This window comes from Adlercreutzia agrestimuris, from assembly GCF_943193125.1.
Classification (GTDB): Bacteria; Actinomycetota; Coriobacteriia; order Coriobacteriales; family Eggerthellaceae; genus Xiamenia; species Xiamenia agrestimuris.
Genome location: NZ_CALPCX010000004.1, coordinates 250,399 through 266,613, shown reverse-complemented (window position 1 = coordinate 266,613; position 16,215 = coordinate 250,399). Strand labels below are relative to the sequence as shown.

At 46.3% G+C, this 16,215-nt stretch carries 10 protein-coding genes and 2 tRNA genes; 3 read left to right on the top strand and 9 right to left on the bottom strand.

Annotated features, from left to right (window positions below; genetic code table 11):
• The first annotated feature begins 278 nt into the window (after window positions 1–278).
• The gene (locus tag NFR28_RS08010; RefSeq protein WP_251179283.1) at window positions 279–1,679 is read left to right on the top strand and encodes a CCA tRNA nucleotidyltransferase; all 1,401 of its coding nucleotides are present in this window, start codon (window positions 279–281) and stop codon (window positions 1,677–1,679) included.
• A 6-nt stretch (window positions 1,680–1,685) separates the two neighbouring features.
• Complete coding sequence (locus tag NFR28_RS08005) at window positions 1,686–2,216, top strand: hypothetical protein (RefSeq protein ID WP_251179282.1); 531 nt, start codon at window positions 1,686–1,688, stop codon at window positions 2,214–2,216.
• 4 nt (window positions 2,217–2,220) lie between these two features.
• Here the strand turns inward: NFR28_RS08005 and NFR28_RS08000 are convergent, their stop codons facing one another.
• From NFR28_RS08000 to NFR28_RS07960, 9 genes are all read right to left on the bottom strand, one after another.
• Window positions 2,221–4,440 carry a hypothetical protein gene (locus tag NFR28_RS08000; RefSeq protein ID WP_251179281.1) on the bottom strand — a complete coding sequence of 740 codons (2,220 nt, stop codon included), beginning with the start codon at window positions 4,438–4,440 and terminating at the stop codon, window positions 2,221–2,223.
• Window positions 4,441–4,555: 115 nt separating this feature from the next.
• Window positions 4,556–6,499 (bottom strand): hypothetical protein, encoded by a 1,944-nt coding sequence (locus NFR28_RS07995; RefSeq protein WP_251179280.1) that lies wholly within the window; start codon window positions 6,497–6,499, stop codon window positions 4,556–4,558.
• A gap of 42 nt (window positions 6,500–6,541) precedes the next feature.
• On the bottom strand, window positions 6,542–7,189 hold the full coding sequence (locus tag NFR28_RS07990; RefSeq protein ID WP_251179279.1) for a hypothetical protein: 648 nt from the start codon (window positions 7,187–7,189) through the stop codon (window positions 6,542–6,544).
• Between the two features lie 6 nt (window positions 7,190–7,195).
• Entirely contained in the window at window positions 7,196–10,576 is a 3,381-nt protein-coding gene (locus tag NFR28_RS07985; protein WP_251179278.1) for a DEAD/DEAH box helicase family protein, read from the bottom strand.
• A gap of 2 nt (window positions 10,577–10,578) precedes the next feature.
• The gene (locus NFR28_RS07980) at window positions 10,579–11,406 is read right to left on the bottom strand and encodes a class I SAM-dependent methyltransferase (RefSeq protein WP_251179277.1); all 828 of its coding nucleotides are present in this window, start codon (window positions 11,404–11,406) and stop codon (window positions 10,579–10,581) included.
• Window positions 11,385–12,569, bottom strand: coding sequence for an Eco57I restriction-modification methylase domain-containing protein (locus NFR28_RS08950; protein ID WP_251179276.1), 1,185 nt, complete (start codon window positions 12,567–12,569; stop codon window positions 11,385–11,387). Before NFR28_RS08950 ends, NFR28_RS07980 begins: the two co-directional genes overlap by 22 nt.
• Window positions 12,570–13,655: 1,086 nt before the next feature.
• The gene (locus NFR28_RS07970; RefSeq protein ID WP_251179275.1) at window positions 13,656–14,561 is read right to left on the bottom strand and encodes an Abi family protein; all 906 of its coding nucleotides are present in this window, start codon (window positions 14,559–14,561) and stop codon (window positions 13,656–13,658) included.
• A gap of 341 nt (window positions 14,562–14,902) precedes the next feature.
• Window positions 14,903–14,979: transfer RNA gene (locus NFR28_RS07965), tRNA-Glu, on the bottom strand.
• A gap of 23 nt (window positions 14,980–15,002) precedes the next feature.
• Window positions 15,003–15,076, bottom strand: a tRNA-Gln gene (locus NFR28_RS07960).
• Window positions 15,077–15,277: 201 nt separating this feature from the next.
• On the opposite strand from NFR28_RS07960, the gene cysK reads away from it, so the two are divergent.
• Window positions 15,278–16,213 (top strand): cysteine synthase A, encoded by a 936-nt coding sequence (cysK, locus tag NFR28_RS07955; protein ID WP_251179274.1) that lies wholly within the window; start codon window positions 15,278–15,280, stop codon window positions 16,211–16,213.
• The last annotated feature ends 2 nt before the right edge of the window (window positions 16,214–16,215 follow it).

Sequence of the window (16,215 nt, the reverse complement as noted above, 5' to 3'; positions counted from 1 at the left end):
TCTCGCTGTGGCGTGACGCGCAAGGAGATACTTTACTTGAATGCTTCCGGGCTGTCAAGAACTTTTTTTAAGAAATTCAAGAAATTTTTTCGAGAGCAATTTCTCACTCTGCGAACCGCCCGAGCAGTCTTGCAAAGCGCACTCACTTTCGTAAGTGCGGACTGACTATATTAGAGGTACCTTAAACGAATTGCAAGAACTTTTTTCGACAATTTATAACTTTTTTGCAGGCAGACATCTCTATACTATATATAAGTAAACAGAAGCGAGGTTTCATCATGCATCAACCCCTCTTCCATATAGATGTGACCAGCGATAATGCCGATCTGTATCAGAGTTCACTTAAAGTTATACGCGTTCTTGAAAATGCAGGATATCAAGCGTGGATCGTTGGAGGGTTTATCCGCAATGCGCTAATGGGTCTTCCTGCACATGATGCAGACATTGCAAGTGCGGCGCCTTGGAAGGTTTCTCGGCAACTCTTTGAAGAGGCTAGTTTTACTACGCATGAGACAGGAACCAAACATGGAACACTCACCGTTATTGTTGACGGATATCCTTTTGAAGTAACCACATTTCGCCATGATGGAGCTTATAAAGACGCTCGGCATCCTGAATGCGTAGAGTTCGTACAATCAATTGAGCAAGATTTGGCACGGCGTGATTTCACGATGAATGCGCTGGCGTATCACCCTGATCGGGGTGTACTTGATTTGTTTGGTGGCGTCGACGACATCAAAGCAGGAGTTATACGCGCAGTCGGAGATCCGCATAAACGATTTGCCGAGGATGCACTTCGTATTTTGCGCGGGTGCCGATTTGCCTCAGAGCTTGGTTTTGTTGTTGAGGATACAACCTATAACGGAATGATTGCCAACAAAGGGTTGCTTTCACGCATTGCTGTTGAGCGTGTCCGCATAGAGCTGGATCGGCTGTTGATGGGCAAAGATGCCGGCACTGCACTTATGTTATATGTTGATGTGCTCAGCGTGGTGCTTCCTGAGTTGGTTGCCATGAAAGGCTTTAATCAGCAGACTCCGTATCATTGCTACGACGTTTTAGAGCATACCGCGCACGCAGTTGACGGTGTTGCTTTTGACCTTTTAGCGCGCTGGACGATGCTTTGCCATGACATGGGCAAGCCGGCGGCATTTTTTGTTGACGAAAAAGGAATTGGGCATTTTTACGGGCATGCCGCTATAAGTGTGAACATTGCACGTGGAATTCTTGAGCGCCTCAAAGTTTCGCCTACCTTTGCAGATCAAGTGTGCTTACTCGTAAAACGTCATGACGATGTGATTGAACCAACCCCTCGAGCGGTGAAACGCATGCTGACAAAACTCGGTGGCGATACGCAGCTTTTTCGCACTCTTTGCGAAGTCAAACGCGGAGACACCTCAGCGCAAGCGCAGCCCTATCGCGCTGCACGCAGAGAGATAATTGATACGCTTGAACAAACACTTGATGAAATTCTTGCTAAGGATGAAGCGTTTTCGCTCTCAAAATTGGCAATCAACGGAAACGATGTTGTGGCACTCGGTGTCAGGCAAGGTCCTTTTGTTGGACAAGCACTGCAAGCTACATTGAACGCAGTCATTGATGAAGCTATACCTAACGAACCTGAAGCATTAAGTAAATATGTCAGCGCATGGTGGCATGCATGCGATAAAACGAAGTGAGTGATTGTGAAGATAAGTAAGCAAAACCGAATTATCGTGGCGCTTATTGCGTTTGTCATAGTGATAGGTATTGGCATTTTGCTAGATAAACAGTTTGGACTTGATGCATACCCAGGCGTCAGTCAGGACGAAAAGGCGCAAACTTCGCCAGAATTTGCCAACAGCAAGCAAGACGAAGGCGCAGGGTCGGCAGGATCAGCTGATGCAATGTCTGCAGGAGCTCGCGAGCGGCTCATAGTCTTTGGCAATACTCGAGCACTCCCCTCCTATGAAGAGCTGGTCTCGTCATGGGAAACGTATCAAGGGGCGCTCTTTGAACTGTCTGTTGAGGTTATCTCGTTGGTTGAACCACAAGCAAGAGAAGACTGTGTCGTCTATGCCCGATACTCTGCTAACAGCGAAGACGAAATTACACTGCGCATCAGCAGGCAGATGTATGTCGAAAAAGCACATGGCACCATGACAGCCTTTTGCTCATTTGAGGGGCTCGAAAATGACGAACCCCTCTTCTTGGTGCGTTCATACTCTTGTGAATAAAAACCTACTTGTGCAAAGAAGCCTTTTTTCTGCTGACTTTAAGCGCAATAACACTACCTGCTATCAGCACAATGCACACTCCGATAGAAACCGCTGACACATCCCCTGTTTGTACAACCTTGCCATTATGAGTAGAGGTTGAAGACGTTGTTTGCGCTTTAGGAGATGAAGAGTTAGCAGACTGCGCATCTACCCCATGACTGCCAACCCCCTCTTCAGAAGGTGAAGCAGGAGTTGTTCCCGGCTGATTGTCGGGAGTTGAAGGTGTGGCCGGCGTGTCAGTTCCGGGGTTTGAAGGTGTCTCGGGCTTGTCGGGTTTGTCCGACGGATTGGTTGATGGCGTGTCAGTTCCTGGTACAACGGGCGTATCTGGAGTTGATGGTTTGTCGGGGGTAGTTGGTTTGTCCCCACTGTCATCAGGCGTTGCTTTTGTCACCATATAAGTTGCTCCGTCTGCAGACTGAGGAACAACTACTTCGGTATATCCTTCGCCCACATAGGGCTCAACATCTTGTTTATACGTGCCGCCCGTCAGAACAAAGTGCGCGGCAGGATGATCAGCCGATTGTGTCTCATCCACCACAATTAGGCTATCAATTTTATCGTCTGTTGAGAGCACATGACCATCACCGGTAATGGTATAGGTTCCATCCTCGATATCAAATGCTGGATTATCCGCGAACTGGACAGAGTGCCCCGCCAAATCGAGCGCAATAAAGGTGGGTCGTGCAAGCGATACTGTGGGTTGGTTTACTGCATCAGCTATCAACTGGATGACTGCAGGAGCTTGCTCTGTGCCTTGGATTGTAGCGGCAGCAAAGTCTGTTGCACCCGCTAGTGTGGCGAAGCGCGTCGTACCAACTTGAGCAACCCAGGCTATGCCGTTATTCTTCACAGTGAAAACCAAAGGATTGTTATTGTACGCAAACTGCGCCTTATCTGCACCCGAAATAGCATCAATAGGCGTTGTTGAAACGTTATTATCAACAATTACCCCAAGCTTGATGACTGCAGGCAGACCAGCATCTCCACTCTCTTGCAAGTCTCCCACTATACCGCCGGCGAAATTGCTGTCAGAGATATGCGGAGCGGTATTTTCGTTTCCGGTAACCGTAGCAGAATCATAGATAACACCAGCTATTCCGCCTGCACCAGTACCGCCTTTAATGACGCCAGAATTATTGTTGTTAAATACCACTACGCTTTTGTTTGCCAGGTAGGCAGTCTTTGCTCCGTTATAGCGAATCCATCCAACAATTCCCCCTGTGCCATATCCAGTCTGTGAGGTGTTTGTGATTTCAGCACTGTTATTGCACTCGCTAATGTTGCCATAATTGCGCTGTTCTCCCACGATACCACCAATGCTATACGTAGATCCGGTCACAGGGGCGGTGTTTGTGCACAAACTCACTGTTGCAGCACTTAGGCCAACAATACCTCCGACAGCTTCTTGACCTGATGTTTCACCATTATTGACACAATTAGTGATATGCATCTCGGCATCCAAGCGCGTGTAATATGCTGCACCTACAATACCGCCCACATTGCCCGTAGAACCAGTTGCACGAACCGTTGCATTATTTACACATCCTGAGATGGTGCCGCTTTCTATAAGCCTGCCACAGATCCCACCAACGCCACCGCCAGCTGTGACTGTTCCACTCACTTCAACGTTAGAAATTTCAGCTCCGTCAAGCATAAGACCCGCCAAGCCACCAGCGAGATCACTTGCAGCTACGTCAATGTTCACATTTTGAAGCACAAGGTTTTCAACAACCGCTCCATCAAGTACGCCAAAAAGACCGATAGCATAGTTAGGCGTTTGAGTCTTTGTGATACTCAAACCACTAATAGTGTGTCCTTTGCCATTAAAGACTCCTTTGAAAGGAGTACTTGTTCCAGAAACAGTACTTGATTTACGTGTACCAGTTCCAATGGGTGTCCAAGAGGGCTCATCCAGAGCAATGTCAGCACCAAGTACAATTATTTCTCCCTCATATGACGTGCCTTGATTAACTGAATTGCGAAAAGCTTTGAACTGCTCTTGCGTGTTAATAATAAACGGATCCTGAGAACTACCAGTGCCACTCGCAAAGATGCCTTCCGCTGCTGCCGCTGGCGGGAACGCAAACAGCGCTACAATCAGCGCAAAGAGCGAAATACAGAACAACACAATAGCGCGATACTTCGCCATTATTGAGGCGGTCTTTTGTTGATTTGTCATACTAGACGCTCCCTTCATGGTGTCTACCAGAGAGCCTACCACGCTCAAAGAAACCTTCTCGCAGCTTCGGGTAACCGCAAAGGGGACGTTTGATAAATGTTACCCGCAAGATAAGTTATTCGGCGGCGTCAGCGGAGGCGTCGGCGTTGGTGTCCGCGGCGTCGGCGGCACTATTACTTGCATCGGGATCCTCAGCGCCAACCAGTGCAAGCATTTCTGCGCGCTCCTCTTCAAGTGCAGAAATGATTTCAGCCTTATACGATTCTCTGTTAAGTGACTCATCTGCCTTAAGAAACAAATAATCAGATAGCGTTCCAATAGCCAAGCCACCTGCAACTCCAATAGCAGTGCCAACTCCAGGAGAAAGCACCGTGCCACCAGCAGCACCCGCTGCCTCAGCCAACCCCCTTGCGGCAAGACCGTTTGTCAAACGCCCTACGATCTTGCCAAAGAAAGGTTTGGTGACAATACGCTCGGAGACTTTCTTTGCAACAAAACCTCCGGCTGCTCCTATTCCTGCCGACAATCCCATACGAGTTCCCGCTTCCAACATTTTGTCGGTTGGCTCGAGTGGTTTTGCTAAGAAATCTGGAGCAAGTGTGCCTGCCGAAACAATGAGCCAATCAGGAACACCAGAAAGTTCATATTCAGCCAGCTCTTCTTTGAGCTGTTCGCGTAATTCTTGAGCTTGCGAAAGATAGTTCTCGACCTGCTCAGACAATCCCGCATCATCTACGCCTTCGTTTATGCGCGCTTCAAGCTGATTTTTCATACCATCTTCAATGGTGCCCGTAAAAAATTGCGTCAGCCTTTCGTAGTCAGCAGGCAAGCTGTAATACCAATCAAGATAGGCATCAACATTTGCAATGCGCTGATCAAAGGATTCGTTTATGAGCGGAACGAGTGTTTCTTGTGCGTTTGTAGACAATTCGCGCGCTTGTATGTCAGCTGTTTGGATTAGCTCATCAACAGCTGCTTGATCATAATATTTACCATCTAGCACATAGGCTGCTACACCAATTTGGTCTCGTACAAAGGCATCAACAGCACTATATTCTTCAGTCTGAACAACACGCTCTGAAAAAGCATCAACAACAGGATATGCTACCGCCAGCACAAGAGGCACCATGCAAACATACGCCACGTATCTTTTTTTGGGTGTTTGTGCTGACGACGACTTACGCATTGTACGCTCATCGGAAGCATATTGGCTTGCTTGAACTTTGCCTGATGTAGCGATGGCCTCAGTTTCATCATGTTGTTTTTCAAGCGGATAGATAACGCGCTTTAGTTCAGCGAAGTCAATCAGACACATGCTCAATAAACTTGCAAATCCTATATATGCCGACCCTGCAACCAAAAGACCAATTAATGCATACCAAACAAAGGACACTTCGGCAGCCTTAGCCAACGCATAAACCACCATCCCCTGCACAAATGCCATAAATTTGCCTGCCTCTGTCAACAGGATTGAAGGAGAATCTTGAAAAGGCTGCGGCACTGACAAAAATGCTTCTGAGGCACTCTCGAATGCAGGTACCGGCTCAATGGCGAGCAAAATTACATAACCAACCAAAAGCAGCACCGCAGTAACAATGCTGCTGATTTGAAGATTACGAACATGAGCAAGCGATGACGTGTACTCTTTTTTGATAAGAGGTCTCAACAAATATGAAGCGCCGTAATTAATGGGAATTGCACATACAACAAGCAGCCACTTTTCCCACCCCCAACTTGCAGCTTGAAAGATGAGACTCGCCATAAAGAAAGCAGCAAAAACAGATGATATAAGTATCAAAAGAAAGCGATGTTCATCAAACCGCGCAAGCCAACCGCCATCGTTATGAACACTACTGCGCTTGAATTGCTTTCCAACAATTCCACAATAGGCATAACCGTAGACAGCTGCAAAGGTTAACGCTGCCCAGATAATGCCGAGTGCAATTGGCGGCAACAGAGGAGCTATGTGTGCGATCACCCATAAAACCGCCACCAAGATGCCGGCTTTCAAAAAGTATTGAGCACATTGCTTCGAGATGTGAAGCTTGTTGTTCTCCATAGTCTCCCTTAATGCTGTTCAAAAATGCGCTTCATCAAACCGCTAAATCTGAATCATCTGAGCGCGCGTAACCCTGAGCACAAGACTTCCATCAATCATAAATGATTTATATATGCTAGAGCTCAAACCGCTAAAGCTTCTTGCACCATCGCTTCCGCCAAGATCGATAAAACTACAATAGCCTTCGTTTTCTTTAAGATGAAGCATGCCTTCACCAGATACATATTCCAGGTTAAACATGCCATTTGGAAAGTTTGCGCCGAATTCATAATAACCAGCACCAATAGTAGTGCTGTTATTGTTATGACTTACCGGTGTCGCAACAGGTACCTGAGGTGCAGCGCTGTTGCTTGGCAACGGTGCAACATACTGCGGTTGCACGAAAGTATCTTCAGTCATTTCTGCCTCACATTCCATATAGGCCTCATACTCGGGAAGATACGGCAGATCCATCAGCAGATCATTTTTGCGATCATTCCCTTTGAGCGTTTTTATAGCATATGTTCCATCGTCGTAGAGCACTCGCCATTTGTATAACAAATTCACCGGAACAAGCGCAGCCCCTACCAACGCACCAGGCAGACCAGCAACATGATTGCCAAAGGCTGGCAGAGCTATAGCGTCAAGAAGGCTTACCTTGTCTTTCACACTCAAAAGCTCTGCTGCAACTATGTTCTCGAACTTCTTCATAGCCCCCTAGCAGCCCGAAAAGACTTGATCCACAAGCTGTTGCAGTGTTCCTTCTTTTGCCGCTGCAGCCGCATCAGCCTCTACAAAGTTCGGCAATTTGTCTGAACGAGCTTTTTCGCGAAGTTCAGGGTCGAATCCAAAGATGTAATTCATGGCTATCAGATAGATAATGCGCGTTGGCGCCATGCCATATACCTGCTTGCTTAAGATATGACGAATGCGCTCGCGCTCATCTGGGTAAGCCATCTTGAGCCCGTCACTGTTGAACAGGCGTTTTACAACCTCGGTGATATACAGGCCCGATTTCATATAAAGATCGGCAAAAGTTGCGTTCGCGTCGTCATAGCAGCCCGGATTTTCTTTCTCAAGCTCCTCTACCATCTTCTTTACAACCCAGCGCGGCGTATAGATCTGATTGGTCTTCTGCGGCGGGATATAGTCGAAAATGTCTTCAGTATGAGTTTCGTCGAAGTAATCTGCCAGTTCATCGCGCTTGGCCAAAAACTCGCGAATAGAGTCATTAAACACAGTCTCGTCGAAAAGATGACCGGCAAAGTATTCTGTCTCTCCCGTCTCTTCGTCAACATATTCGCCCCCATCGCGAAGGAAGCGGAATTGCTCCTCAGTGATCCCAGTCACCTCAACAAAAACGTCGTCTTCTGTATAGTCATCGAAGTTAGCAAGTGTAAGATTCTCATCCCCATAAGCCATAATAAAACTTGGGATGGTACGTGAAAATCCGCGCAAATGATCTCTCACCATATCCTCTACGCCGGCTTTCTCCTCTTCAGCTTTAAATGTCTCGAGCTTTTTTGTAACCTCTTTTGGCTTGTTTTCGATAGTCTCTCTCTGGAACTTATCTACCGACTCTTTAAGTGCACCCGTTGCATCTTCGAGTGCTTTCTTATAATCAACCTCAGCTGCCTCTATCTCCTGAGTAGTCTCGGCTTCTTTAACCTTGCGCTTGCGTTCGGCCTCAGCAATTCGCATTTGCTGATCAAAATCGCCATTTACGCGCGTAAAGAAATAATCAATCGTGGAAGTGGTCTCTTTGACTAACTGATTGCGCTTACTCTTCCTAAGATCATACGAGCCAAACGCCTTATCTATAACATCCTTTTCAACGGCTCCCTTGAGCGCTTCGGCAACTGCCTTAACGTTCTGCTTAATAGTTGCAACATCATCGTTGTCTATTAGCTCATCCATTGCAGGTACAACAGTCGCCTCGATTACTTCATAGGTCTTGCTTCCAAACAGATCAGCTGTCCGACCTACCACAATCTCGTCAGGTATCGATATTTCGCCCTGATCGTCAGTAAGCCCACCAAGATTTGCCATGGTATTTACCTGCGCATTGAAATCGTCCTTCTTTGCAGGCTTAATGTTTTTCACGATCTTAGTTACGGCTGCGGGCGCGGCAAAAATATTACCAATATTGCTGAATAGATAGTTGCTCATGAAGCCGCGTCGTACAACCTCAACCGATTTGAGCCTACGTGGGATAGAAAGAACGGCTTGTGCGTCTATCTCGACCATCTTTCCATCTTCGTCTTCACCAAGAACAGGAAAGAAGTTCAATAGTTCGCGGATATTCTCTTTCCTATCCTCTGCTGTGCCACTACCTCCTGCGGTGCCGCTTCTTAAGTTATTGGCAAATTCGTCGAATATGATGAGGGTGCGTGCCGGGTCAAAGTCGAACACATAGGCGCGTTCCTTGCGAACTCGCTGGGGCTTGCCGTCAATGATCGAAGTTGTCTCATAAGGGTTTTGAACACGAAATGCCGCTTGCATGTAGCTAGAAGGACTCTTCATGTTTGAGAGCATGAGTATGCCAGTCCACGCTGGCACGGTAACACCTACGGTAAGCTGTCCAACAGACAATGTAATCGTCTTCGGATTATTAGAAATAGCACGGCGAACTTTGTCGAAGGCTTTTTCAGCCGCCTCCTCTTCATCCAACCTGCCATCACCAGCCGCAAGTACAATCTCATACTCACTGAATACCGGATGCTCCTTAAGCATTTTAGCAAGCGCCTTTGCTGACGCAACACGATCAAGTAGCCAGATTGTATGTGGGAGTTCATCGCGCAGATCAGGCGTACTGAAGGGGTATTTTTCATTAGTGGTAAGCGCATCGAGGAATTTCTCAATATCAGCCTTGTACCTAAATGTAGGCGAAGATGCCGCCGGATCATTCACGCTGAAAAACTCATTCAGATCAAAGGCGTAATCTATGGTTGAGCCATCATCTGTTATGGCTGCTCCTTTGCGAAGCTCCCCTTCAAGCATAGGCGATATCTGATAGGTAAACATCTGCAGCTCAGGCAAAGCTTCATACACGTTAAAGCCTTCACCATCAAAATGACGCTTAGCGCGCTGCTCATCTACATATGACCAGTTATAAATTTGATCCTGATTAAACCTGCCATCAGCAAGAGCTTTAAATGGAGTGCCAGACAGATAGAGCGTATGCTTGCGCTTAATGTTTCTGAAGGCACGATCGGTCTTTTCGGTGTCAACGCCCTCTTGACTCTCGTCCACTACTAACAGGTCGAATTCTATTTCGCTGATCCATTTGAGCTTATCGAAAACTCCACCGAAATACATAGAGCCTTTAAGCCCCTGTAGGCTCTCGAATGCCACCATGCCCGGCTTTTCACCTCGGGGTTTTTCGTTTAGCAACTTCAGATATTCATCACGTGAAAGTACGCCAGGCTTACCTTTAACGGCATCATTTTCTGACACAAAGCAGAGATTACCTCTCCAGCCGAAGAACTTATAGAAATCCTCCGCCCAAGAGTTCGCAATACTGGGACGGTTAGTCACCACCATAACCTTCATTGGCAAATCTTGTTTTTCACCCATCCTGCGAACAAGGTCATAGGTGGAAAGCGTCTTGCCAAAACGCGGCTTTGCGTTCCAGAGGAACTCTTTGCCACCATCTTTGAAATAGCTCAAAGTGTCAACTACTGCATCGTCTTGCTCTTCACGCAGCGTATAGTCAAGATGCTCGCCTGCTACGTCCGCATTATAGTCACGCGACGCAAACTCATTGAAATACTCAAGCGCAGGTGGCGGTGCTATATGAAACCATTCGTTATTCTTATCCGCCTCTTGTTCTACACCCTTTTTACCGGTCAGAAACCCATGGAACGCTTTGTCAGTGAAATATTCCCCTGAACCATCTTGGTACTGAGCGTTTCTCTTCCAGCCGAGCTCCCACTTTACATCAGCCGTGTGAGTTTGCTGTTTTATGCGTTCTTCAACAGTTTGCGCTTCGGTATAGCCGATCTTTGTCCAACCATTATGGCGCTCTATTTCTGGCGTGGTATAGGCATATATCATTGGGACAATCTGTCCCATGGGTTTAATGTGAGGAGCGACCATAATTAATCCATCTCCTTCACGTGGGTTTCTATAAAGTCTATTTCTTCTTGGCTAAGCCCATATTTTTTATAAAGTTGTTCGTCGATCTCAGCCACCGATTGTGACCAATCGATGTCAGAGCTCGACGTGAAGTCTTGAAGAGGTATCAGCACCCAAACTTCTTTATTATTATCTTGCGTAACTTTTAAGGCACCCAATAATACTCGGCAAAACTTACTCTTAACATATTTCAATGCCGATTGAGCTTCTGCCTCTGTCTCAAACGCCCCAACAGCAATGAAAGAGCGTGTATAACCGATTAGGGGCGCCCCGATTAGGGGCGTGCTAAGCACCTCACCTAACGCACCAGACCCGTTTGAAGTTGGAATTAAAACTTTCCACTTTTTTATATTTTCATGGCTCATATCCACGTACTTTTGCAAAATATAACGCCACTCTCTTTTGTTGTCGACTATTCCCAAAACTTTAACCGCATCAGGCACTTCTTCTTCTAAAAAAACTTGTTGAACCTTCTTAAATATATTCTTTTCAAAACGCTTATCTTTACCGTTACTCCCAATCACTTCTTCTGCCTCAGGAAAATCAGAATACAAGGCATCTAAATCGAATCTATTTTGAATATAAATAATTTCTGCAAGACTCTTACTGGCATCAACTTTTTTCAAAATACTATTCATCTGAGGAAAAGCAGTAAATGTTTTTATTTCGCCAAAAAACTTACTAGAATCGCGGTAGCTAATCGCAATACCACCCTTAATATCCTGACCCGGAAATATTTTTGAGCAATCCGCTTCATAAAGAAGCACTTTCAAATGGGGATCATTAAGCATTTTTTATTCCATGCTTTTGGAGTGCTGCCCGCATTAAACAAAAAACGCGCCGGCGTGATCAATTCAACTTTATCGCTAACCGCATACGCCCCATCCATAAACTTATCGTAAACAGGAGGTGCAAATGTTGCATTATCCCCTTCTTGCTCTTCCTGGTACGGTGGATTCCCGATTATGTAGTCGAATTTCATTTGCTTGCCTCTCCTTGTTATGCACCCGAACTCAATATCTTCGTTACTTTCCCAGTTTCTAACTAAAGCAAAACCTCGCCCATCGTCATCCTTTTGCTCGCTGAACAGATCATCGAATAGACTCAGTTGAACATTCTCCGGTTTAGGCTTACCGAAAGGAACGCATTTAGTCAGCCCATCCATTTGCCAGAGGTTCCAACTAACCACATCGGCCAGCTCCAACCATTCCTCTTTCGTTAGTCCTTTGTATCCAGCAGCGACGATATGCTCGTTGATATCCATAAGGCTGTTGACTCGAGCAATAAGCAGATTGTCACCCTGGAACTCATAACCATAAATACTTTGCAGAGCGACCTTTGCCCACTTAATCCATGTTTGCCTTGTTTTGGTGCTCTCGGTAATCTTTTGGAGCTTTCTGTCAAGCATCCCTATACGTTTTTCAATTGCGACGGGCTCACCGGTTTCGGCATCATAACGATTAACAAGATACGGAGCTTCGCCACAAGTGATTTCAAGACGCGGCGACTCAACGTACTTTTTCCAATCATTGGCACTGTTACCATAGCCAACGTCTTCCATCCATGCGGCATCTGCCTCATCGATCATATACTTGCAAATCCATGTCGGCGTAAATACTTCAGCATGCTTTCTTGTGAGAACAGATTTCTCATCTTTTGCTTTTTGAGCACGCTTGCGTATGTTTTGAGCGTTATCCCCCGTAATTTGCTCTATTTGTATTTGATGTTGTGCCTCAAATTCCAGACCTTGTAGCGCATAACCCCCAGTTGCCCAAACAATGTTTCCACCGGTTGAATGATCTTTGAGTAGGATTTCAAGCGCACCAACTTGCTCCAAAAGTGCAATGTCTTCTGGTATATAAATTGGCTTAATAGCTACATCTTTATCTCGGGCAGCTTCTTCGACCACGCTTCTTTCCTCTTCAGCTCTTTTTGTTTGTTTGATTTTTTCCACTCACCAGTTTAACAAGCTTTTATAGCTCTACATGCGTTGAATCAGTTATTTCAGGCAACATCTTTTTACTGCTCTGGCGCATTAACCTAAACATCGCCCATCTTATAACACGTGTGCGGGAGAGGTTGTACCAATTAAGGGTCTTGCTAAAGGATTGACTAAGTGTTTGCTCTATCAACCTTTCAAGCTGTGCTGTAGAGGTCATTGAGGCAAGGTAGGCATTTTGCAAGTAATTCTCAGCTTGAAGCTGCGCAAATAGATCATCCAAATAAGAAACAATGAACTCCGCCGAACAAAAGAGCGAATTTCCTTTTGAAATGAATACATTCCTTCGCAATTCACCAGCGCATAGGCAAAGACGATCAAAAAGCGCACTTCTTCATGATGCCATATTCCGACAACATAGGCGTTTCTATGCGTGTTCTCTTCCTATAACGATAATCTGATGCTAGGATAACCCATGCCAGACAACCTAATAACTCTCAGCGTGAACCACGATCAAGGAGGGCATCTGCTCTCCCTTCTGGTGCGTGGTTACGCATTCCTAAGGTTGTCTGGCGACATGGGCGGATGTCCTCCTTAATCAAAGTGATCAGACGACTTCCGCTAAAAACTTCGACAACTGGAGGTCGTATCATATGAAGTTACTCGGAATAGGCTTACCTGAACTAGTAATTATTCTTACCGTCTCAGTTCCTATCATTATTGTTCTCATTGTTGTTATCTTAGTCGTAATGGCTACACGAAAAAAATAGCCTGCTGCAACCAATATTGAGGGTTAAAGGATCGGACGTCTTCCTGGGCACCTTATTATTTGCATATGCGAAATCATAAGCCAAAAGGTCAGCGACTCTAAACAAGCCGCTGACCTGAAATTACTTGGTAGCTCCGACCGGATTCGAACCGGCGACCTGCGACTTGAAACAGTTTTCAAAGCATACGTACACCTTAGTTAATGCTGTCCGCTCTAGTTAGTGTTGCTTATAAATACAGCTTATCAAAATCTATATCCCTATGTTTCACCATCATTGCTCAAGGTATTTTCTCGCCAGATAAATACAGTCTTACCCATCAGCTCTAATTTGCTCACTCAATCCAAGGGCGCCATATAGAACATTTCTGCCAACCTTCGGTGAAACCCATCCGCTCTTGATTCCTTTTTGTGAGTGTTTCAACTTTGTCAAGAAGCCGTTTGCGCCAGCTTGTATCTGGCGCTATTCGCTCAAGCAAATAGCTCAATACGGTGAGTGTGCCGAAGATCTTATCATTTGCAACCTCGTATGGCTCATGCCATATCTCAGCCTTCGGAATCATGGGCGGGTTACCAAGTATTCTGTTCCACAGACGCCCTTGATGTGCGCAAATGTTTCTTACCGTATTTATAGTAACCAGCCACGAGTCAAGCACTTTGGTGCTCACGTTCAATCTACCTGCGATCTTTTTCCTCACAGGAACAGGAGCGCCTTTGTATAGCGTTACAACCATCCCAAAGTCCATAACGTTCACCAAGATCCAATATGGCGGCAAGTCATGCATATCGCCATATTTTTCCTGAAAATGTTTTGCGAAAGGTTCACCTTTCCTCGCCCGACTGTAAGCTTCGTTACACTTGTCGATAAAGTGATCGTATTGCTGGTCATTTAGACGAGGTAGGCCATCTTTGTTCAAATAGCCAAAGGGAGATGTCGTTGCCGCCAATTCGTATGCTAGTTGCGTTCGCATATAGACCTCAACGCGCTCAATAGCATCAAATACGATAAGTCGAAACTGCCTATCAAACACATAGGCGTCCCAGACTCTTTGAAAGGTCGTTCCTTCCCAGAACTCATCTGAACCTGGCTTCTTGTAGATATGCCAATATCCACTAAGACGGTAGTATCCAACATCCTCCAGGTGACGAATGAGATCAGCTTTATCAGCGATCATGCCGCGCTCTTCAATCAGGCGTTCGGCTTGCTGATTATACGTAAGGAACGGCTTCATATATTCCATTGGCAAAAAACTCCTTAGAATAGCAAAAACCCGCCAGTGTGCTTCACAATGAGAGGCCGGGCGGGCTTACTGATAGACATCTTATCACACTGTTTTCAGTATTTCACGCATGATGGGTAAATAGTTAAAATTTGGCTTATAGGCACAAATGTTTGCAATGATCTCTCTTGACATACCCGTTCAGGCAACCTTTTCCAAATGAAGAAGTCGATGTCTCTGTGTCCCTATAGAGTCAACTAGTCGGCAGACATATTTTCTCTTCTATATCCCATTATTTGCAAACGCGAACCGCAAAACAAAAAGGTCAGCGACTCAAAACAAGCCGCTGACCTGAAATTACTTGGTAGCTCCGACCGGATTCGAACCGGCGACCTCCGCCTTGAGAGGGCGGCGTCCTAAACCGCTAGACGACGGAGCCACATTATCAAGCGCTGTGTCAAATGGCTGGGGTGGAAGGAGTCGAACCCTCACATACGGCACCAGAAACCGCTGTCCTGCCATTAGACGACACCCCATCGGCACATCCGATGCGCATCCGACGTTGCCATCAAGATGCAAGCGCGAGTTGATATATTACGGGTAGTTGCGCTTTCCGTCAACTCCTTTTCGCCATATTTTTCGCGAAAAGTAGAATTAAAAAGATGATTATTGAGATGTTGAGTATTAGACTAAACAGCGAACATAACAAATGGCTTTGCGTGGAAAGGCAGCTAAACATGACAATCTACAAAAACGTTTTTGACCTGGTGGGAAACACTCCCCTCGTAGAATTGACCAATTACGAGCAAAACCACAACTTAAACGCCCATCTCATCGGAAAAGTTGAGTATTTCAATCCGGCTGGATCTGTTAAAGATCGTGTTGCGAAAGCTATGATCGAAGACGCCATTGCGCAAGGTAAGCTCAACGACGAAACAGTCATCATCGAGCCTACCTCAGGAAACACCGGCATTGCACTTTGCGCCATTGCTGCTGCTCGCGGAAATCGCATTATCATCGTTATGCCTGATACCATGTCAGTTGAGCGACGCAATCTCATGAAGGCTTATGGCGCTGAGCTCGTGCTCACCGAAGGGGCAAAAGGCATGAACGGTGCCATTGCCAAGGCCGAGGAATTGGCCGCAGAGATTCCAAACTCGTTTATTCCCTCTCAGTTCACCAACCCAGCAAATCCTGCTATCCACGAAAAGACAACCGGTCCTGAAATCTGGGACGCAACTGAGGGCAACGTTGACATCCTTGTGGCAGGTGTAGGCACAGGTGGCACCATCAGCGGAACCGGCGCCTATCTAAAATCGCTCAACCCCAACATCCAAGTTGTTGCAGTTGAGCCAGCTGATTCGCCTGTTCTTTCTGAAGGTCATGCAGGCCCGCACAAGATTCAAGGCATCGGCGCAGGCTTTGTGCCAGAAACCCTCAACACCGATGTTTATGACGAAGTGATCACCGTAGAAAACGAAGCCGCTTTTGCAGCCGGTCGAGAGCTTGCAGCAAATGACGGACTTTTGGTTGGCATCTCGTCAGGAGCCGCCGTAGCCGCTGCAGCCCAACTGGCACAGCGCCCGGAAAACGCTGGCAAGAATATCGTTATCATCTTGCCTGATACCGGTGAGCGCTATCTCACCACCGCAATGTTTGACATGGGCGAATAGCG